We start from the raw sequence: 18,123 nt of genomic DNA, 5'->3' as shown, positions 1-18,123 counted from the left end.
AATTTATTTTTAAATGAATTTTAATTCATTATTTATTTATAATAAATTAAGTGATTTTTATTTAAAAATTTTTTGTATCCCGCATAATTTATTATTTTCTTTTAAAGAAATTAATTTTATTCCTTGTGTAAATCTTTTCATTATAGGTATTTCAGAAACTTTTATTCTAATAGTTATAGCTTTATTAGTTATTAGTATTATTTCATCTTTTTCTTTTACTGGAATAGCTCCTATAATTTTACCATTTTTTTTATTTATTTTCATTGTAATTATTCCTTTAGTACCTTTTTTATGTTTTGTATATTCTTTTACAGAAGTTTTTTTACCAAAACCATTTTCAGTTACTGTTAAAATATTTTGATTATCATTTTTAATTACTAATAAAGCTATTATTGTTTGATTTTTTTTTAAATTCATTCCATTTATACCTTTAGTAAATCTTCCAGTTAATTTAATATCAGATTCTTTAAATTTTATAGATTTGCCAGAACTAGAAAATAACATAATATCATTATTACCATTTGTTAATACTATATTAATTAAAAAATCATTTTTATCTAATTCGATAGCAATAATTCCATTTTTTCTTATATTAATAAAATTTGATAAAGGTGTTCTTTTAACTTTACCTAAATTTGTTGCCATAAAAATATATTTATTTTGTGGAAAAGTTTTATTTTCTTTTGATAACGCAAAAATTGCTGTAATTTTTTCATTTTTTTTTAATTTAAAAAAGTTATTTATTAATTTATTTTCATTATTTTCATTATTTTGTGTTATTTCCCAAATTTTTAATAAGTATAATTTTCCTTTATTTGTAAAACATAATAAATAATCATGAGTATTTGTTGTCAATAATTGTATTATCCAATCATTTTTTAAATTAGTTATTATTTTTTTACCCTTTCCACCTTTTTTTTGTAATTTATAATTAGAAATTGGTTGATATTTTATATTACCTAAAAAAGATAAAGTTATAATTATATTTTCTAAAAAAATAAAATCTTCTTTTATTAATTCTATAGTTTGTGTTTCAATTATTGATAATCTTTTTTCTTTATTTAAAATAAAATTTTCTTTTATTTTTGTTAATTCTTTAAAAATAATTTCTTTTAAAGTATTTTTATCAAATAATATTTTATTATAAATTATTATTTTTTTTTCTATTTTTTTATATTGTTTAAAAATTTTTTTTTTTTCTATTTTTGTTAAATTTTGTAATTTAATTTGTAGAATTTTTTCAATTTGTTTATTGGTTAATTTTAAAGTTATATTTTTATTATTTTTGTTATTTTTTTTAATTTTTTCTATTATTTTAGAAAACCAAACTTTTTTTAAAAGTTTTTTTTTTATATCTTTTAAATTTTTTAAAGAAGTAATTATTTTAATAAATTTATTAATATTATCAATAGCTATTGCTAAACCTTTTAATAAATGTTTTTTTTTTTTTATTTTTTTAATTTGAAATTTAGTTTTTCTAATAATTATTTCTTTTCTATGTAAAAGAAAATATTCTAATATTTGTTTTAAATTTAATAATTTTGGTTTTTTTTTTACTAAAGCAACAAAGTTTATTCCAAATGTTTCTTGTAATTGTGTATATTTATATAGTATATTTAATATAGTTTTAGGTGATTTATTGTCTTTTAATTCAATTACTATTCTTATACCTAATTTATTAGATTCATCTTTAATATTATTTATCCCTTCAATTTTTTTTTTATGTACTAATTCTATTATTTTTTCTATTAATGTTTTTTTATTTACTAAAAAAGGTATTTCATCAATAATAATTGCAGTATTTAAATTATTATTATATTTTTCAAAATGAACTTTACCTTTTATTATCATTTTTCCCTTTCCAGTTTTATATGCTTTTTTTATCCCTGATAATCCATAAATTATCCCTCCTGTTGGTAAATCTGGAGCGGGTATAAATTTTATTAATTCTTTTATTGTGCAATTTTTATTTTTTAATAAAAATATTGTAGCATTAATAACTTCTAAAATATTATGTGGTGGTATATTAGTAGCTAATCCTACTGCTATTCCTGATGATCCATTTATTAATAAATTTGGAATTTTTGAAGGTAAAATTATAGGTTCTTTTTCTTTTCCATCATAATTAGAAATAAAATCTACAGTATTTTTTTCAATATCTTTTAAAATTTCATTTGAAATTTTTTTTAATCTACATTCAGTATAACGCATAGCAGCTGCATTATCACCATCTATTGAACCAAAATTTCCTTGTCCTTCTATTAATGTGTATCTTAAAGAAAAATTTTGTGTCATACGTACTAAAGCTTCATATATAGAATTATCTCCATGAGGATGAAATTTCCCCATAACTTCTCCAACAATTCTCGCACATTTTATAAAAGGCTTTTTATAAATATTATTTATTTTATACATTGCATATAAAATTCTTCTATGAACAGGTTTTAAACCATCTCTAACATCTGGTAAAGCTCTTCCTATAATTACACTCATTGCATAATTAAGATAATTTTTTTTCATCTCTTTTTCTAATGATATATCTAAAATTTTTTTTAAATATTTATTCATATTTTAAAATATTCATTTTATTTTTTAAAAATATTAATATTATTAGAGAGAGAGGGATTCGAACCCTCGATAAGTTTTTTAAAACTTATACATATTTTCTAGATATGTGATTTTAACCACTCATCCATCTCTCTTATTATATATAATATTTTTTATATTAATTATAATATTTTATACTTTTTTTTAATAAATTTAAATGTTTTTTTTAAATTTTAAAAAAATAAATTTTATAAAAAAAAGAATTGATATTTTACCAAATTTTATATTTATGAGTAGATGGTTACAGTTACCATTATATATAGGATTAATTATATCACAATGTATATATGTTTATTATTTTTGGATTGAATTATTTGATCTTATTAAAGCTTCTTTTGGTAATATTAAATCTTTAAGACATATTGCAAGTTTAGTATCTACTTCTGAAAATTTATTAAATTTTAAATATTTAAATGAACAAACAATTATGTTAGTTATTTTATCGTTAATAGATATTGTAATGATTTCTAACTTACTAATTATGGTTATTATTGGTGGATATGAGACATTTATTTCAAGAATGAAACTTGAGAATCATCCAGACCAACCTGGATGGCTTTCTAATGTTAATGCTTCTGTTTTAAAAATTAAATTAGCAACTGCTATTATTGGTATTTCTTCTATAAATTTATTAAAAACATTTATAAATGCTAATGTTTGTGAATTAAAAACTTTAATATTTCAAACTTTTATTCATTTAGTTTTTTTGTTATCTGCTATATCTATTGCTTATTGTGATAAATTATCTTATAATTATATATTAAATATAAGTAAAAATAAATAATTTTTATATATGGTGATTGTAGCTCAATTGGTAGAGTCTAGGATTGTGGTTCCTATTGTTGCGGGTTCAACCCCCGTCAATCACCCTTATAAGTATAATATATATTTATTATTATATTTATTTAACATAACATAACATAACATAACATAACATAATATAATATAATATAATATAACATAAATATTTTATATATAAAAGTATTTTTATTTATTTATTTTTTTAAAATATATTAATTATAATATATTTATTATTATATATAATAAATATATTTTTATATTAAAAATTTTATAAATGTCTAATTTAATTTTTTGTTTAAAGTTAAAAAAAAAAACTAATGGTTTAAAATATTTACCATTTTATGGTTCGTTAGGAGAACGTATATATTTTAATATTTCTAAAAAGATTTGGAAACTTTGGTTAAAACATCAAACTATTTTGATTAATGAAAAATGTTTAAATTTATTTAAAATTAAAGATAGAAAATTTTTATATAAAACAATGGAAAAATTTTTTTTTGAAGAGTAATTTTTATATTTTTAAAAAATTTTTATAATTTTTTGATTTTTAATTTTTATTGTTGTTAATTTTCCTCCCCAAGCACAACCATTATTAATACAAAAAATATTTTTTGTTTTTATTAATTTAAAATTTGACCAATGTCCAAATAATATATTAATATCTTTAGTTTTTCTCCAAGAAATTTTAAACCATGGTATTATTTTTTTTTTATTTTTTTTTTTTTTAAAATTTATTAGTCCTTTTGAATTACAATATCTAATTCTAGTTAATGCATTATTTATACATAATAATCTATTATATCCTGATAAATTATCATTCCAGATAATATTTTTTTTATTATAATTATTATAAATATATTTTAAAAAATTAAAACATTTATTACTATTTAAAATATCTTTAATTTCTTTTGCTAAATTTAATGTTTTTTGTAAATCCCATTGTGGTAATACTCCTGCATGTACAATTAAAAAATTTTTATAATACATTGCTAATGTTTGATTTTTTAACCAATCTATAATTTTATCTTTTTCTTTAGAATTATAAATATTATTTAAAACATCCTTTTTTATAAAAGGACTTGCTCCATAAAAAATAGCTAATAAATGTAATTCATTATTACCTAAAATAATTTTAACATTATTTTTCATAGAAATAATATTTTTTATTATTTTTAATGATTCATATTTATTATTTATAATATTTCCAATAAATAAATATTTATTATATTTTTTAATTGTTTTTTTAAATTTTATAAATTTTTTATAATTTCCATATATATCACTTATAATTATAGTTGACATTTTATTCCTTAAAGTATAAGAATTAATTAATATTTATTTATTTTTTATAAATTTTTATTTTTTTAATTAATTTTAAAATAAAAATTATTAATTTAATTTACTTATTTTTTATTATTATTATATAAAATATATAAAATATATATTATATATTCTTAATTTTTTTATATATAAAAAATATTTTTAAATTAAAAATAATATAAATATTATTTTTTATTAAAAATATATATTATATTTTTTTAATTTTATTATTATAAAATAATATTATTATGATAAAATATTTAATAATATTTAATAATATTTAATAATATTTAATAATATTTAATAATATTTAATAATATTTAATAATATTTAATAATATTTAATAATATTTTTATTTAATTTAAATTAAAATTTATTTTTTATAAATTTAAAATTTAAAATTTTATATCTTTAATTTTTTAAATTAATATTAATTTGATATTAATGTTTAATATTAATATTTAAAAAAAATAATAATTTAATATTAATAATTAATTTATGTTAATTAATATAAATTTTTATTAATATAAAAAATATTATTTAAATATAAATTAATTATTATTTTATTAATTAATATTAATTTTTAATATTTTTAATATTTTTAAAATATATTATTAATAATTAATTTTTTATTAATTTTTTATATTATTTATAATAATATTTATGTTATAAATAAAATATAATTTTATTATTAATAAAATTATATTTTTTTATATTTTTATATTTTTTATAAATAAAATTTAATTTATTTAAATTAATATTATTTTTATTTAAATAATTTTATTTTAAAATATATAATAATATTATTAATATTTTAATAATAATATTTATTATATTATTTTAAATATAAATATAAATATAAATATAAATATAAATATAAATATAAATATAAATATAAATATAAATATAAATATAAATATAAATATAATTATAAATATAAAATATATGTCACGTATTTGTCAAATAACAAATAAAAAACCATTAATTGGTAATAATGTTTCTCATTCTAATAATAAAACTAAACGTAAATTTTTTCCAAATTTACAAAATCATCGTTTTTTTTTAAAATCTAAAAATAAATGGATTTTATTACGAATAACTAAAGCAGGTTTACGTCTTATTGATAAGAAAGGTATAGATTTTGTTTATAATAATATTATTTATAAAAAAAATAAAAAAAAAGTATAATGTATAACAAAAAATTATATTTTAAAAAATATGTCTAAAAAATCTAAACGTATAAAAATTAAATTAGAATCAACTGCTGGTACTGGTCATTTTTATACTACTACAAAATCTAAACGTAATAGTTTAAAAAAAATATTTTTTATGAAATATGATCCTAAATTACGTAAACATGTTAAATATATAGAGAAAAAAATAAAATAATTATATTAAAATATTTTTATTTATTAATTTTAGTTAAATTAAATAATTTTTAAAATTTTTGATTTATATTTTATTAAAAAAAATGCCTACAATAAATCAATTAATACGTAAACCTAGAAAAAAATTTAGAATTAAAAGTAAATCTCCTGCTTTAAATAAAAATCCTCAAAAAAGAGGTGTTTGTACTCGTGTTTATACTACAACACCTAAAAAACCTAATTCTGCTTTAAGAAAAGTTGCAAAAGTTCGTTTAACAAATGGTTTTGAAGTAATTTCTTATATTGGTGGTGAAGGACATAATTTACAAGAACATAGTGTAGTTTTAATAAGAGGTGGAAGAGTTAAAGATCTTCCTGGAGTTCGTTATCATATGGTTAGAGGAGCTTTAGATATGCAAGGTGTTAAGAATCGTAAAAAAGCAAGATCTAAATATGGTGTAAAGAAAAATAAAAAATTAAAAAAATAATAATATTAAATATAATAATAAAAATTATGTCACGTCGTAAAAAAAATATTAAAAAAAATATTTTACCAGATCCTAAATTTTGTAATATAGATGTTGCAAAATTTGTTAATATTTTAATGTTTTCTGGAAAAAAATCTTTATCTGAAAATATTATTTATCGTGCTTTTGATTATATTAAAAAAAAAACTGGTCGTAATCCTTTAGATATTTTTTTTTTAGCTATTGAAAATTGTAAACCATTAGTAGAAGTTAAATCTCGTAGAATTGGTGGTTCAAGTTTTCAAGTACCTATTGAAGTTCGTTTAACTCGTCGTGCTACTTTATCAATGCGTTGGTTACGTGAATCTCTTTTTAAACGTAAAGAAAAGTATATTTATCATCGTTTAGGTCAAGAGTTAATAGATGCTTCTGAAAATAAAGGATTTACAATTAAAAAACGTGATAATATTCATAAAATGGCAGAAGCTAATAAAACTTTTTCACATTTTAAATTTTAATTATTTATAAAAAAATAATATTTTTAAATATTTTAAATAATTATTATGTTAAGAAAAACATTAATTAAAAATTATAGAAATATTGGTATTTCTGCACATATAGATGCTGGAAAAACTACTATTACAGAACGTATTTTATATTTTACTGGTGTAAATCATAAAATAGGTGAAGTTCATGATGGTGCTGCAACAATGGATTGGATGATTCAAGAGCAAGAGAGAGGAATAACTATAACTTCTGCTGCTACTACTTGTTTTTGGGATGGTATGCGTAAAAATTTTGTTAAGCATCATATTAATATTATAGATACTCCTGGACATGTTGATTTTACTATTGAAGTTGAACGTTCTATGAGAATTTTAGATGGAATGTGTATGGTATATTGTGCTGTTGGTGGTGTTCAATCTCAATCTGAGACTGTATGGAGACAAGCTAATAAATATAAAGTACCTCGTTTAGCTTTTGTAAATAAAATGGATAGAATAGGAGCAAATTTTTTTAAAGTATATGATCAAATACGTTTAAGATTAAAAGGAAATCCTATACCTATACAAATTCCTATAGAAATTAATGGAGTATTTTTAGGTGTAATAGATTTAATAAAAATGGTTGCGATTTTTTGGGATGATTCTTCTAATGGAATGAAATTTGTTTTTAAAGATATTCCAAAAAATTTTTTTGATATTGCACGAAAATGGCGTACATTTATGATAGAAATGTTAGTAGAATTTTCTGAAGAATTAATGATTAAATATTTAGAATTTGATGATTTGAATGAAAAAGATATTAAATTTATTTTAAGAAAATTAACAATTGAAGCAAAAGTTACTCCTATGATTTGTGGTACAGCAATTAAAAATAAAGGTATTCAACCTATGTTAGATGCTATTATAGAATATTTGCCTTCTCCTATTGATATTCCATCTATTAAAGGTTTAGATGAAAATAATAAAGAAGAATTTAGAAAATCTTCTGATGATGAAAAGTTTTCTTCTTTAGCTTTTAAAATAATGAATGATTTATTTGTTGGTCAATTAATTTTTTTAAGAGTTTATTCTGGAATTATTAGAACAGGGGATTTTATTTATAATCCTTTAAAAAAAAAAAAAGAACGTTTAGGAAGAATTTTACAAATGCATGCAAATAAAAGAGAAGAAATTAAAATAATTAGGACTGGTGATATTGCTGCAGCTGTAGGTTTAAAGAATGTTACTACTGGTGATACATTATGTGATTTAAATTCTATAATTATATTAGAACGTATTATTTTTCCTGAACCTGTAATTTCTCAAGCTGTTGAACCAAAAACAAAAATTGATCAAGAAAAAATGGGTTTAGCTTTATATCGTTTATCACAAGAAGATCCTTCTTTTTATATTAAAAATGATAATGAAACTGGACAAACTATTATTTCTGGAATGGGTGAATTACATTTAGAAATTATAATTGATAGAATGAAACGTGAATTTAAAGTTGAGGCTAATGTTGGTACTCCTCAAGTTGCATATAGAGAAACAATAAAAAAAATTTGTAAAAGTATTGAAGGAAAATTTATTAAACAATCTGGAGGACGTGGTCAATATGGGCATGTTTTTTTAAAACTTGAACCTCAAAAACCTGGTTTAGGATTTAAATTTATTAATGCTATAAAAGGTGGTACTATTCCTAAAGAATTTATACCTTCTGTTGAAAAAGGTATTATTGATTCATTAAATTTTGGTGTTTTAGCTGGTTATCCTGTAGTAGATGTTAAAGTTACTTTATTTTTTGGATCTTTTCATGAAGTAGATTCTAATGAAAATGCTTTTCGTATAGCTGCTTCTAAAGCTTTTAAGGAAGGTTGTCGTAGATCAAATCCAACAATTTTAGAACCTATAATGTTTGTTTCTATTGAAACTCCAGAAGAATATGCAGGTTCAATTATTGGTGATTTATCCTCTAGAAGAGGAATAATAACTGATATGTCAGAATTAATTAATATTAGTGGAAAAAATATTTTTGCTAATGTTCCGTTATCAGAAATGTTTGGTTATTCTACATCTATTAGATCTCTTTCACAAGGTAGAGCTACATATTCAATGAAATTTAATAAATATTCTGAAGCACCTAAAAATATTATTGAAAAAATAATTAATTTAAAAAAAAAATAATTTTTAAAATTTAAAAAAATTTAAAGGAAAAAATGGCAAAAAATAAATTTGAAAGAACTAAACCGCATATTAATATTGGAACAATAGGGCATGTTGATCATGGTAAAACTACTTTAACTGCTGCTATAACTACAGTTTTATCTAAAAAATTTGGATGTGAAGCTAAAGCATATGATCAAATTGATGCAGCACCAGAAGAAAAAGAAAGAGGTATTACTATTAATACTGCTCATGTTGAATATGAAACTTCATTACGTCATTATGCACATGTAGATTGTCCTGGTCATGCAGATTATGTAAAAAATATGATTACTGGTGCTGCTCAAATGGATGGTGCAATTTTAGTTTGTTCTGCAGCTGATGGACCTATGCCACAAACTAGAGAACATATTTTATTAGCTCGACAAGTTGGTGTTCCATATATAATAGTTTATTTAAATAAATCAGATTTAGTTGATGATCAAGAATTATTAGAATTAGTAGAAATTGAAATTAGAGAATTATTAACAAAATATGAATTTCCAGGTGATATTATACCTTTTATTAGAGGATCAGCTAAATTAGCTTTAGAAGGTGATTTAGGAATATTAGGTGAACAATCTATAATATCTCTTGTTAATGCTATAGATACTTATATTCCTAATCCTAAACGTGCAATAGATGGTGATTTTTTAATGCCAGTTGAAGATGTATTTTCTATTTCTGGAAGAGGAACAGTTGTTACTGGTAGAATTGAAAGAGGAAAAATAAAATTAGGAGAAGAAATAGAAATTGTAGGAATTAAAAAAACACAAAAAAGTATATGTACTGGTGTTGAAATGTTTAGAAAATTATTAGATTATGGTCAAGCAGGAGATAATGTTGGAATTTTATTAAGAAGTATAAAACGAGAAGATGTTGAAAGAGGACAAGTTTTAGTTAAACCTAAATCTATGAAGCCTTATAAAAAATTTTCAGCAGAAATTTATGTTTTATCAAAAGAAGAGGGTGGTAGACATACTCCATTTTTTAATAATTATAAACCTCAATTTTATTTTAGAACTACTGATGTTACAGGTTCTATTGAATTACCTAAAGATAAAGAAATGGTAATGCCAGGAGATAATGTTTTAATAAATGTTAAATTAATTAATCCTATAGCTATGGAGGAAGGTTTACGTTTCGCAATTCGTGAAGGTGGTCGTACTGTAGGTGCAGGTATAGTAATAAAAATTTTTAAATAAAATTATTAATAATTTATATTTTTATTATTATAAATATAATTAAATTTAGGAAATTTATTATGTTTTTAAAACAAAAAATTAGAATTAAATTAAAATCTTTTAATAATAAATTATTAGAACAATCTATTTTAGAAATAACTAATATTACAAAAAAAACAGGAGCTTTTATTAAAGGTCCTATTTTTTTGCCTACAAAAATTCAAAGATTTGATATATTAAGATCACCTCATGTTAATAAAAATTCTTATGATCAATTTGAAATTAGAACTTATAATAGAATAATAGATGTTATTAATTCTACACAAATTACATTAAATGTTTTAATGAAAATTGATTTACCTTCTGGTGTTGATATAGAAATAAAATTTAAATAATATTTTTTTTATGAAATATATTTTAAATATATTTTTTTATTTTTAAAGAATTTATGAGTTTAGGACTTATTGGTAAAAAAATTGGTATGACACGTATTTTTTTAAAAAATGGTAATTCTATTCCAATTACTGTTATTAGTGTTCCTAAAAATCGTGTTGTTCAAATAAAAAATATAAAAAATGATGGTTATAATGCTATTCAAACAACTTTTGGTATTAAAAAAAAAAATAATAATAAATCTTTATTAGGACATTATTTAAAATTTAAATTAAAAATTGGTTTAATTTTAAAAGAATTTAAAGTTAAAGAAGATTTTTTTTTAAAAAATTTAATTAAAATTGGTGATAAAATTACTGTAAAATTATTTAATATTGGAGATAAAGTAGATATTCGTGGTAAAACTATTGGTAAAGGTTTTTCAGGTGTTATAAAAAGATATCATTTTTCTTCTGGTCGTGCTTCTCATGGAAATTCTAAAGCACATAATACTCCTGGTTCTGTTGGAATGTCACAAGATCCTGGAAGAGTTTTTCGTGGTAAACGTATGAGTGGTCAATTAGGTTTTAAATATAAAACTATACAAAATTTAAAAATTTTACGTATAGATTCAATACGTAATTTACTTTTTATTTCTGGTTCTATTCCTGGATGTAAAAATAATTATGTAACTATTTTACCATCTGTTAAATTTATTCCTAAATTAATATAAAGGTTTTTATGTATTTAAAAGTGTTAAATGATAATGGTAAAGTATGTTCTAATATATTAGTATATGATTCTATTTTTAATAAAAAATATAATGATAAATTAATTCATCAAATAATTGTTTCTTATAAAGCTAATACAAGATTAGGAAATCGTAAACAAAAAAATAGATCTGAAGTAAATCATAGTACTAAAAAACCTTGGAAACAAAAAGGTACTGGAAGGGCAAGAGCTGGTATGTCTTCTTCTCCTTTATGGAGAGGAGGTGGTAGAGCTTTTCCTAATTTTCCTTATGAAAATTTTCATCATAAGATAAATAAAAAAATGTATCGTTTAAGTATTAGTATGATATTATCAAAATTAATTTTTGAAAATCGTTTATTTATTATAGAAAATTTTTTTTTAAATACTTATAAAACTAAAATTTTAGTAAAAAAAATAAAAAATATGAATTTAGATTCTGTTTTAATTATTATTGAAAATATAAAAAAAAATTTAATTTTAGCATCTCGTAATTTACATAATATATCTATTATTAAAACTCAACAAATTAATCCTATTTCTTTAATTTATTTTAAAAAAATTTTACTTTCTAAAGAATCATTGATAAAAATTCAAAATTGGTTGTTAATATGAAAAAAATAAAAACAAAATATAGTAAAGAACATTTAACAAATATTTTATTAAATCCTATTATTTCTAATAAAAATTTTTTTAATTTTAAAAATAATAAAAAAATTATATTTCTTGTTTCTCCTAAATCAAATAAATTAGAAATAAAATTTGCAGTAGAAAGAATGTTAAAAGTTAAAGTTAAATCTGTTTGTGTTTTAAATAGAAAGGGTAAAAAAAAACGTTTTAAAAATTTTTTTGGTTATAGAAAAAATACTCGTAGAGCTTTTGTAACATTAAAAAATATTAAAAATATTAATTTATTAAAGGATATAATAAAATGATAATTTTAAAAATGAAACCTACATCTCCTGGACGTAGAGGTATGGTAAAAATTTCTAATATTAATTTATATTCTGGTCGACCATTAAAAAAATTAATTAAAAAAAAAAAAAAATCTTCTGGACGCAATAATAATGGTCGTATTACTGTTAGGCATATAGGTGGTAAACATAAGCGTTATTATAGAATAATAGATTTTTTAAGAAATAAAGATAATATTTTATCTAAAGTTAAAAGAATTGAATATGATCCTAATCGTTCTGCGAATATAGCTTTATTATATTATATTGATGGTGAAAAAAAATATATTTTATCTCCTAATGGTTTAGTTATTGGTGATGAAATTATGAGTGGTAATATGGTTCCAATAAAAATTGGTAATTCTATGCCAATTAAAAATATACCTATTGGTATGATTATACATTGTATAGAAATTTTACCTGGTAAAGGTGGGCAAATAGCACGCACTGCTGGTTCTAAAGCTACTTTAATGTCTAAAGGAAAAGTATATTCACAAGTAAGATTAAGATCTGGTGAGGTACGTCGTTTTCATATTAATTGTAGAGCTACTATTGGGGAAGTTGGAAATATAGAACATAATCTTAAAAAATTTGGTAAAGCTGGTTCTTCTAGATGGAGAGGTATTAGACCTACTGTTAGAGGAGTTGCTATGAATCCTATTGATCATCCACATGGAGGTGGTGAAGGTCGTACTTCTTCTGGTAGACATCCTGTATCTCCTTGGGGGAAACAAACAAAAGGTAAAAAAACTAGAAAGAATAAAAGAACTTCCTTTATGATAATTTCTAAACGTTTTAAAAAATAAGGAAAAAAATATGTCTCGTTCTTTAAAAAAAGGTCCTTTTTGTGATATTAAATTAATTAAAAAAGTTAAAAAATTAAAACTTATGAATAATAAAAAAATTATTAAAATATGGTCTAGACGTTCTACTATTTTACCTGATTTTATAGGTTTAACTTTTGGAATACATAATGGTAAAAAACATATACCTGTATATATTTCTGAAAATATGGTTGGTCATAAATTTGGAGAATTTTCTTTTACTCGTACTTTTCGAGGGCATTCTTTAGGAAAAAAAAATGTTAAATAAATTTTTATAATTATGAAAATTAAATCTTCGTTATTAAAAGTTAATTTATCTGCTCAAAAAGCTCGAGTTGTTGTTAATTTAATAAGAGGTAAATTAATTAATTATGCTATTAAAATTTTATCTTTTAATTTTAAAAAAAGTTTTTTAATTATAAAAAAATTTTTATTTTCATCTATTGCAAATATTAAACATAATTTTAAACTTAATATTGAAAATTTTTTTATATATAAAATTTATGTTGAAAAAGCTAAAACGTTGAAACGTTTTATTGCTAAAGCTAAAGGTCGTAATGAAAAAATTTTAAAACAATCTTGTCATATTTATTTAATTTTAAAAAAAAAAAAAAAATATTATGGGTCAAAAAATTAATCCGGTATGTTTACGTTTAGCACTTAATAAAAAATGGCGTTCTTCTTGGTTTGCTGATAAAAAGTTTTTTTCTTTATTTTTAATAGAAGATTTAAAAATACGTTTTTATATAAAAAAAATATTTCATAATGCTTCTATTAATAATATATTTATTGAACGTAATTCTAAAAAAATTATTAAAATTATAATTTATACTTCGCGTCCTGGTATTTTAATAGGTAAAGGTGGTGAAGGAATAGAATTATTAAAAAAAAAAATAAATAGATTAAGTAATTCTCAAATTTATATTATAATTGAAGAAGTTTTAAATCCTGAATTAGAACCACAATTGATATCACAAATAATTTCTCAACAATTAGAAAAAAGAGTTATGTTTCGTAGAGCTATGAAACGTGCGATACAAAATGCTGTTCGTTTAGGAGTATATGGAATAAAAATTATGTTATCAGGTCGTTTAAATGGTATTGAAATAGCACGTAAAGAATGGTATTGTGAAGGAAGATTACCTTTACATACTTTAAGTGCTAATATTGATTATGGTTTTAGTGAAGCTAAAACTTCTTTTGGAATTATAGGAGTAAAAGTTTGGGTTTGTAAAACAAATATAAAAATTAAAAATTAATTTTTAATTATTTATAAAATATAAAAATATTAATAAAAATTATTTAAAATAAATATATATTTTTTTTTAAAAAAAAAATAAAATTTATTTATATGTTACAACCTATAAAAAGTAAATATAAAAAAAAACAAAAAGGTAGAAATACTGGTATTTCTCATTTTAAAGGTAGTTATGTAGTATTTGGAAAATTTGGTTTAAAGTCTTTAACTAGAGGTAGAATAAGTTCTAAACAAATAGAATCTGCTAGAATAGCTATGACTAGATGTATAAAAAGAGGTGGTCGAATTTGGGTTCGTATTTTTCCTGATAAACCTATTACACAAAAACCTGCAGAAGTTAGAATGGGAAATGGTAAAGGAAATGTTGAATATTATGTTATGGAAATTAAACCAGGTAAAATACTTTATGAAATGGATGGTGTAGATGAATTTTTAGCTAAAAAAGCATTTCGTTTAGCTTCTTCAAAATTACCTGTTTTAACAACTTTTGTTTTACGTCAATTTAAAAATTAAAAATTAAAAATTAAAAATTAAATAATAAAAAATAAAATGAAAAAAAAAAAAAAATTTATTTTAAAAATTAAAAATAAAGATATTAAAAGTTTAAAATTTATTTTAATAAATTTTATTAAAAAAAAATTTTTTTTAAAAACTCAAATAATTTTTAAAAAAGTTAAAAATTTTTCAAAATTAAAAATGATTCGTAAAAATATAGCACGTATTAAAACAATTATTAATGAAAAAAAAAATGAAAATAATTAAAAAAAATAAAAATTTTTTATTTGGAAAAGTTATTTCTAATAAGATGGATAAAACTCTTATTGTTTTAGTAAAAAAAATTGTTAAACATAAATTATATGGTAAAATGATAGTAAAATTTAAAAAATATTTTGTTCATAATGAAAAAAATATTATTAATATTGGTGATAAAATAAAATTCTTTGAATGTCGTCCGATTTCTAAAAAAAAACATTGGTTAATAAAATGTATTTTATAATTTTTTTTAATTAATAATTTTTATTTTTTAAATGATTCAAACTCAAAGTAAATTATATGTTGCTGATAATACTGGAGCTAAGAATGTTTTATGTATAAAAGTTTTAGGTGGTTCAAAACGTCGTTATGCTAATATTGGAGATATTATAAAAGTAGTTGTTAAAAAATCAATTTCTAAAGGTAAAGTAAAAAATGGGGAAATTTATAATGCAGTAGTAGTACGTACTGTTCATGGTATTCGTAGAATTGATGGTTCTTTAATAAAATTTGATAAAAATGCTGTTGTTTTATTAAATTCTAAATTTGAATTAATTGGTACTAGAATTTTTGGTCCTGTTACTAGAGAATTAAGAGTAAATCGTTTTATGAAAATTATTTCTTTAGCTTTAGAAGTAATATAAAATTATGAAAAAAATTAAATTATATGATAAAGTAAAAATTTTATCTGGTAAGCATAAAGGTAAATTTAGTATAATTATAAAAATTTTAAAAAATAATTATATTATTGTTGAAAAAGTTAATATTGTTAAAAAAACTAAAAAAAGAAAAATTAATGAAAATAATATTACTAATGGTTTTTTTGAAAAAAATATGCCTATTCATATTTCAAATATTAGTGTATTAAGATTATTAAAAAAAAAAATATAAAATAAAAATTTTATTTAATTTTGAGGTTTTTATGTCTAGGTTACAAATTTTATATAAAGAAAATATAGTAAGAAAATTATTTAAAAAATTTTCTTATAAATCAATAATGGAAGTACCAAAAATTATTAAAATTGTTCTTAATATGGGATTATCTGAAGCAGTTTCAAATAAAAAAATTATTAATTATGCTTTAAAAGATTTAGAAATAATTTCTGGACAAAAACCTATTATAACAAAATCTAAAAAATCTATTGCGGCTTTTAAAATTCGTGTAGGTTATCCTATTGGATGTATGGTAACTTTGAGAAAATCTAAAATGTATGATTTTTTAGATAGATTAATAAATTTAGTTTTACCAAGAATTAAAGATTTTCGTGGTATTTCTAATAAATCTTTTGATGGTAGAGGTAATTTTAATTTTGGTATTAAAGAACAAATTATTTTTCCTGAAATAAGTTTTGAAAAAATAGATAAAATACGTGGTTTAAATATTAGTATTGTTACAAATGCTAAAAATGATAAAGAAGCAAAATTTCTTCTTTTAGGTTTTAATTTTCCATTTATTTTAAAATAAATAATATGTCAAAATTATCATTAATTAATCGAGAGATTAAACGTAAAAAATTAGTTAAAAAATATTTTAAAAAACGTTTATATTTTAAAAAAATTATTTCTGATCCTTTTAAATCTCAAAGAGAAAAATATAAAGCAAGATTAAAATTACAACTTTTACCTAGAAATTCTTCTCCTAATAGATTAAGAAATCGTTGTGTATTAACTGGACGTTCAAGGGGTTTTTTTAGAAAATTTGGTTTAAGTAGAATAAAAATTCGTGAAATTGCTATGCGTGGTGAAATTCCAGGTTTAATAAAAGCTAGTTGGTAATTTTATTATAATATATGTATTATATGTAAATATATTTTAAAATAAAGGAGAATATTATGAGTATGAGTGATCCAATATCTGATATGTTAACTCGTATTCGCAATGCACAAAATGTTAAAAAAGAAATTGTTTTAATACCTTTTTCTAAAATAAAAATTGCTATTGTTAAAATTTTTGAAAGTGAAGGTTATATAAAAAAATTTGTATCTATTAATTTTATTAATAAAAAAATAATTAAAATTTATTTAAAATATTTTAATAATAAACCTGTTATTGAAATTTTAAAAAGAATTTCTAAACCTGGACTTCGTGTTTATAAAAAAAAAAAGTTAATTCCTAAAATTTTAAATGGTTTAGGAGTAGTTATTGTTTCTACTACTATTGGTATAATAACTGGTAAAAAAGCTAAATTTTATGGACTTGGTGGTGAAATAATTTGTTATATTGCTTAATTTAAGGAAAAATATGTCTCGTATTGGTAAACTTCCTATTTTTTATTCTAAAGATATAAAAATTAAATTAATAAATAATATTATTTATATTAAAGGTCAATTAGGAACTTTAAATTGTAAAATAAATTCTTTAATTTTAATAAAAATTAAAAATAAAAAAATAAGTTTTAAACTTATAAAAAAAAAAATTATTAATAAAGTAATACTTGGAACTTTTAGAGCTTTAATAAATAATATGATTAATGGTGTTTCTATTGGTTATGAAAAAAAATTAATTTTAGTAGGTGTAGGTTTTAAAGTTTTTATAAAAAATAATAGATTAAATTTATTTATTGGTTTTTCTCATATTATTAAATATAATATTCCTTTAGGAATTTTTTGTGAAATTTTATCTTCAACAGAAATTATTATTAGAGGAATTGATCGTCAATTAGTTGGACAAGTAGCATCTGAAATACGTTTATTTCGTGTTCCTGATCCTTATAAAGGTAAAGGTATTCGTTATTTTAATGAAAATATTATTTTAAAAGAATCTAAAAAAAAATAAAAAAT

The 18,123-nt window shown here is 19.7% G+C and carries 27 protein-coding genes and 2 tRNA genes; 26 read left to right on the top strand and 3 right to left on the bottom strand.

Annotated elements, in window-relative coordinates:
* Positions 1-57: 57 nt before the first annotated feature.
* Both gyrA and AACL00_RS00625 read right to left on the bottom strand, forming a co-directional pair.
* Positions 58-2,568 (bottom strand): DNA gyrase subunit A, encoded by a 2,511-nt coding sequence (gene gyrA / locus AACL00_RS00630; protein WP_339045093.1) that lies wholly within the window; start codon positions 2,566-2,568, stop codon positions 58-60.
* A gap of 43 nt (positions 2,569-2,611) precedes the next feature.
* A tRNA-Ser gene (locus tag AACL00_RS00625) sits at positions 2,612-2,702 on the bottom strand.
* 62 nt (positions 2,703-2,764) lie between these two features.
* Here AACL00_RS00625 and AACL00_RS00620 point away from each other — a divergent pair.
* The 3 genes from AACL00_RS00620 (at position 2,765) to AACL00_RS00610 (ending at position 3,916) form a co-directional block, all read left to right on the top strand.
* Positions 2,765-3,391, top strand: a complete 627-nt coding sequence (locus AACL00_RS00620) for a YqhA family protein (protein ID WP_339045092.1) — start codon at positions 2,765-2,767, stop codon at positions 3,389-3,391.
* A gap of 12 nt (positions 3,392-3,403) precedes the next feature.
* Positions 3,404-3,476: transfer RNA gene (locus AACL00_RS00615), tRNA-His, on the top strand.
* A 206-nt stretch (positions 3,477-3,682) separates the two neighbouring features.
* The gene (locus AACL00_RS00610; protein WP_339045091.1) at positions 3,683-3,916 is read left to right on the top strand and encodes an oxidative damage protection protein; all 234 of its coding nucleotides are present in this window, start codon (positions 3,683-3,685) and stop codon (positions 3,914-3,916) included.
* Positions 3,917-3,927: 11 nt separating this feature from the next.
* Here AACL00_RS00610 and AACL00_RS00605 read toward each other — a convergent pair whose 3' ends face one another.
* Positions 3,928-4,710 carry a symmetrical bis(5'-nucleosyl)-tetraphosphatase gene (locus AACL00_RS00605; protein ID WP_339045089.1) on the bottom strand — a complete coding sequence of 261 codons (783 nt, stop codon included), beginning with the start codon at positions 4,708-4,710 and terminating at the stop codon, positions 3,928-3,930.
* Between the two features lie 963 nt (positions 4,711-5,673).
* Here AACL00_RS00605 and rpmB point away from each other — a divergent pair.
* From rpmB to rplF, 23 genes are all read left to right on the top strand, one after another.
* Complete coding sequence (gene rpmB, locus AACL00_RS00600; RefSeq protein WP_339045088.1) at positions 5,674-5,916, top strand: 50S ribosomal protein L28; 243 nt, start codon at positions 5,674-5,676, stop codon at positions 5,914-5,916.
* Positions 5,917-5,946: 30 nt separating this feature from the next.
* The gene (gene rpmG, locus AACL00_RS00595) at positions 5,947-6,117 is read left to right on the top strand and encodes a 50S ribosomal protein L33 (RefSeq protein ID WP_339045087.1); all 171 of its coding nucleotides are present in this window, start codon (positions 5,947-5,949) and stop codon (positions 6,115-6,117) included.
* A gap of 82 nt (positions 6,118-6,199) precedes the next feature.
* Entirely contained in the window at positions 6,200-6,583 is a 384-nt protein-coding gene (rpsL, locus tag AACL00_RS00590) for a 30S ribosomal protein S12 (RefSeq protein ID WP_339045129.1), read from the top strand.
* Positions 6,584-6,609: 26 nt separating this feature from the next.
* A complete protein-coding gene (rpsG, locus tag AACL00_RS00585) occupies positions 6,610-7,080 on the top strand; it encodes a 30S ribosomal protein S7 (RefSeq protein ID WP_339045086.1) in 471 nt (156 codons plus the stop codon).
* 45 nt (positions 7,081-7,125) lie between these two features.
* Positions 7,126-9,231 (top strand): elongation factor G, encoded by a 2,106-nt coding sequence (gene fusA / locus AACL00_RS00580; protein ID WP_339045085.1) that lies wholly within the window; start codon positions 7,126-7,128, stop codon positions 9,229-9,231.
* Between the two features lie 32 nt (positions 9,232-9,263).
* Complete coding sequence (gene tuf, locus AACL00_RS00575; RefSeq protein ID WP_339045084.1) at positions 9,264-10,454, top strand: elongation factor Tu; 1,191 nt, start codon at positions 9,264-9,266, stop codon at positions 10,452-10,454.
* A 59-nt stretch (positions 10,455-10,513) separates the two neighbouring features.
* On the top strand, positions 10,514-10,828 hold the full coding sequence (gene rpsJ, locus AACL00_RS00570) for a 30S ribosomal protein S10 (RefSeq protein ID WP_339045083.1): 315 nt from the start codon (positions 10,514-10,516) through the stop codon (positions 10,826-10,828).
* Positions 10,829-10,881: 53 nt separating this feature from the next.
* Positions 10,882-11,538, top strand: a complete 657-nt coding sequence (gene rplC / locus AACL00_RS00565; protein WP_339045082.1) for a 50S ribosomal protein L3 — start codon at positions 10,882-10,884, stop codon at positions 11,536-11,538.
* An 8-nt stretch (positions 11,539-11,546) separates the two neighbouring features.
* On the top strand, positions 11,547-12,170 hold the full coding sequence (rplD, locus tag AACL00_RS00560; RefSeq protein ID WP_339045081.1) for a 50S ribosomal protein L4: 624 nt from the start codon (positions 11,547-11,549) through the stop codon (positions 12,168-12,170).
* A complete protein-coding gene (rplW, locus tag AACL00_RS00555; RefSeq protein WP_339045079.1) occupies positions 12,167-12,490 on the top strand; it encodes a 50S ribosomal protein L23 in 324 nt (107 codons plus the stop codon). The genes rplD and rplW overlap by 4 nt, the downstream gene beginning before the upstream one ends.
* A complete protein-coding gene (gene rplB, locus AACL00_RS00550; RefSeq protein WP_339045078.1) occupies positions 12,487-13,314 on the top strand; it encodes a 50S ribosomal protein L2 in 828 nt (275 codons plus the stop codon). The genes rplW and rplB overlap by 4 nt, the downstream gene beginning before the upstream one ends.
* 10 nt (positions 13,315-13,324) lie before the next feature.
* Positions 13,325-13,600, top strand: a complete 276-nt coding sequence (gene rpsS / locus AACL00_RS00545) for a 30S ribosomal protein S19 (RefSeq protein ID WP_339045077.1) — start codon at positions 13,325-13,327, stop codon at positions 13,598-13,600.
* A gap of 9 nt (positions 13,601-13,609) precedes the next feature.
* Positions 13,610-13,969 carry a 50S ribosomal protein L22 gene (gene rplV, locus AACL00_RS00540; protein WP_339045128.1) on the top strand — a complete coding sequence of 120 codons (360 nt, stop codon included), beginning with the start codon at positions 13,610-13,612 and terminating at the stop codon, positions 13,967-13,969.
* Positions 13,953-14,591 carry a 30S ribosomal protein S3 gene (rpsC, locus tag AACL00_RS00535; protein WP_339045075.1) on the top strand — a complete coding sequence of 213 codons (639 nt, stop codon included), beginning with the start codon at positions 13,953-13,955 and terminating at the stop codon, positions 14,589-14,591. The genes rplV and rpsC overlap by 17 nt, the downstream gene beginning before the upstream one ends.
* A 92-nt stretch (positions 14,592-14,683) precedes the next feature.
* Entirely contained in the window at positions 14,684-15,103 is a 420-nt protein-coding gene (gene rplP / locus AACL00_RS00530) for a 50S ribosomal protein L16 (protein WP_339045074.1), read from the top strand.
* Positions 15,104-15,139: 36 nt separating this feature from the next.
* Entirely contained in the window at positions 15,140-15,352 is a 213-nt protein-coding gene (gene rpmC, locus AACL00_RS00525) for a 50S ribosomal protein L29 (protein ID WP_339045073.1), read from the top strand.
* A complete protein-coding gene (gene rpsQ, locus AACL00_RS00520) occupies positions 15,339-15,587 on the top strand; it encodes a 30S ribosomal protein S17 (protein WP_339045072.1) in 249 nt (82 codons plus the stop codon). Before rpmC ends, rpsQ begins: the two co-directional genes overlap by 14 nt.
* Positions 15,588-15,618: 31 nt before the next feature.
* Positions 15,619-15,987, top strand: a complete 369-nt coding sequence (gene rplN / locus AACL00_RS00515) for a 50S ribosomal protein L14 (protein ID WP_339045071.1) — start codon at positions 15,619-15,621, stop codon at positions 15,985-15,987.
* Positions 15,988-15,991: 4 nt separating this feature from the next.
* Positions 15,992-16,234 (top strand): 50S ribosomal protein L24, encoded by a 243-nt coding sequence (rplX, locus tag AACL00_RS00510; RefSeq protein ID WP_339045070.1) that lies wholly within the window; start codon positions 15,992-15,994, stop codon positions 16,232-16,234.
* A 31-nt stretch (positions 16,235-16,265) separates the two neighbouring features.
* A complete protein-coding gene (rplE, locus tag AACL00_RS00505; protein WP_339045068.1) occupies positions 16,266-16,808 on the top strand; it encodes a 50S ribosomal protein L5 in 543 nt (180 codons plus the stop codon).
* Between the two features lie 5 nt (positions 16,809-16,813).
* A complete protein-coding gene (gene rpsN, locus AACL00_RS00500) occupies positions 16,814-17,119 on the top strand; it encodes a 30S ribosomal protein S14 (protein WP_339045067.1) in 306 nt (101 codons plus the stop codon).
* 56 nt (positions 17,120-17,175) lie between these two features.
* Positions 17,176-17,571, top strand: a complete 396-nt coding sequence (rpsH, locus tag AACL00_RS00495; RefSeq protein WP_339045066.1) for a 30S ribosomal protein S8 — start codon at positions 17,176-17,178, stop codon at positions 17,569-17,571.
* A 13-nt stretch (positions 17,572-17,584) separates the two neighbouring features.
* Complete coding sequence (gene rplF / locus AACL00_RS00490) at positions 17,585-18,118, top strand: 50S ribosomal protein L6 (protein WP_339045065.1); 534 nt, start codon at positions 17,585-17,587, stop codon at positions 18,116-18,118.
* The last annotated feature ends 5 nt before the right edge of the window (positions 18,119-18,123 follow it).

It is taken from the genome of Candidatus Zinderia endosymbiont of Aphrophora alni (assembly GCF_964019745.1).
Lineage (GTDB): Bacteria > Pseudomonadota > Gammaproteobacteria > Burkholderiales > Burkholderiaceae.
This window is presented reverse-complemented; position numbering and strand designations above follow the sequence as displayed.

Bases quoted from the DNA above. Each gene is read 5' to 3' on its own strand.
- gyrA (WP_339045093.1), bottom strand. From the start codon at position 2,568: ATGAATAAATATTTAAAAAAAATTTTAGATATATCATTAGAAAAAGAG.
- rpsJ (WP_339045083.1), top strand. From the start codon at position 10,514: ATGTTTTTAAAACAAAAAATTAGAATTAAATTAAAATCTTTTAATAAT.
- rplE (WP_339045068.1), top strand. From the start codon at position 16,266: ATGTCTAGGTTACAAATTTTATATAAAGAAAATATAGTAAGAAAATTA.
- rpmC (WP_339045073.1), top strand. From the start codon at position 15,140: ATGAAAAAAAAAAAAAAATTTATTTTAAAAATTAAAAATAAAGATATT.
- rplN (WP_339045071.1), top strand. From the start codon at position 15,619: ATGATTCAAACTCAAAGTAAATTATATGTTGCTGATAATACTGGAGCT.
- rpmB (WP_339045088.1), top strand. From the start codon at position 5,674: ATGTCACGTATTTGTCAAATAACAAATAAAAAACCATTAATTGGTAAT.
- rpsL (WP_339045129.1), top strand. From the start codon at position 6,200: ATGCCTACAATAAATCAATTAATACGTAAACCTAGAAAAAAATTTAGA.
- rpsC (WP_339045075.1), top strand. From the start codon at position 13,953: ATGGGTCAAAAAATTAATCCGGTATGTTTACGTTTAGCACTTAATAAA.
- rpsS (WP_339045077.1), top strand. From the start codon at position 13,325: ATGTCTCGTTCTTTAAAAAAAGGTCCTTTTTGTGATATTAAATTAATT.
- AACL00_RS00610 (WP_339045091.1), top strand. From the start codon at position 3,683: ATGTCTAATTTAATTTTTTGTTTAAAGTTAAAAAAAAAAACTAATGGT.
- rpmG (WP_339045087.1), top strand. From the start codon at position 5,947: ATGTCTAAAAAATCTAAACGTATAAAAATTAAATTAGAATCAACTGCT.
- rplB (WP_339045078.1), top strand. From the start codon at position 12,487: ATGATAATTTTAAAAATGAAACCTACATCTCCTGGACGTAGAGGTATG.
- rplX (WP_339045070.1), top strand. From the start codon at position 15,992: ATGAAAAAAATTAAATTATATGATAAAGTAAAAATTTTATCTGGTAAG.
- rpsQ (WP_339045072.1), top strand. From the start codon at position 15,339: ATGAAAATAATTAAAAAAAATAAAAATTTTTTATTTGGAAAAGTTATT.
- rpsH (WP_339045066.1), top strand. From the start codon at position 17,176: ATGAGTATGAGTGATCCAATATCTGATATGTTAACTCGTATTCGCAAT.
- rplF (WP_339045065.1), top strand. From the start codon at position 17,585: ATGTCTCGTATTGGTAAACTTCCTATTTTTTATTCTAAAGATATAAAA.
- rpsN (WP_339045067.1), top strand. From the start codon at position 16,814: ATGTCAAAATTATCATTAATTAATCGAGAGATTAAACGTAAAAAATTA.
- rplW (WP_339045079.1), top strand. From the start codon at position 12,167: ATGAAAAAAATAAAAACAAAATATAGTAAAGAACATTTAACAAATATT.
- rplD (WP_339045081.1), top strand. From the start codon at position 11,547: ATGTATTTAAAAGTGTTAAATGATAATGGTAAAGTATGTTCTAATATA.
- AACL00_RS00605 (WP_339045089.1), bottom strand. From the start codon at position 4,710: ATGTCAACTATAATTATAAGTGATATATATGGAAATTATAAAAAATTT.
- rpsG (WP_339045086.1), top strand. From the start codon at position 6,610: ATGTCACGTCGTAAAAAAAATATTAAAAAAAATATTTTACCAGATCCT.
- rplP (WP_339045074.1), top strand. From the start codon at position 14,684: ATGTTACAACCTATAAAAAGTAAATATAAAAAAAAACAAAAAGGTAGA.
- fusA (WP_339045085.1), top strand. From the start codon at position 7,126: ATGTTAAGAAAAACATTAATTAAAAATTATAGAAATATTGGTATTTCT.
- AACL00_RS00620 (WP_339045092.1), top strand. From the start codon at position 2,765: ATGTTTTTTTTAAATTTTAAAAAAATAAATTTTATAAAAAAAAGAATT.
- tuf (WP_339045084.1), top strand. From the start codon at position 9,264: ATGGCAAAAAATAAATTTGAAAGAACTAAACCGCATATTAATATTGGA.
- rplC (WP_339045082.1), top strand. From the start codon at position 10,882: ATGAGTTTAGGACTTATTGGTAAAAAAATTGGTATGACACGTATTTTT.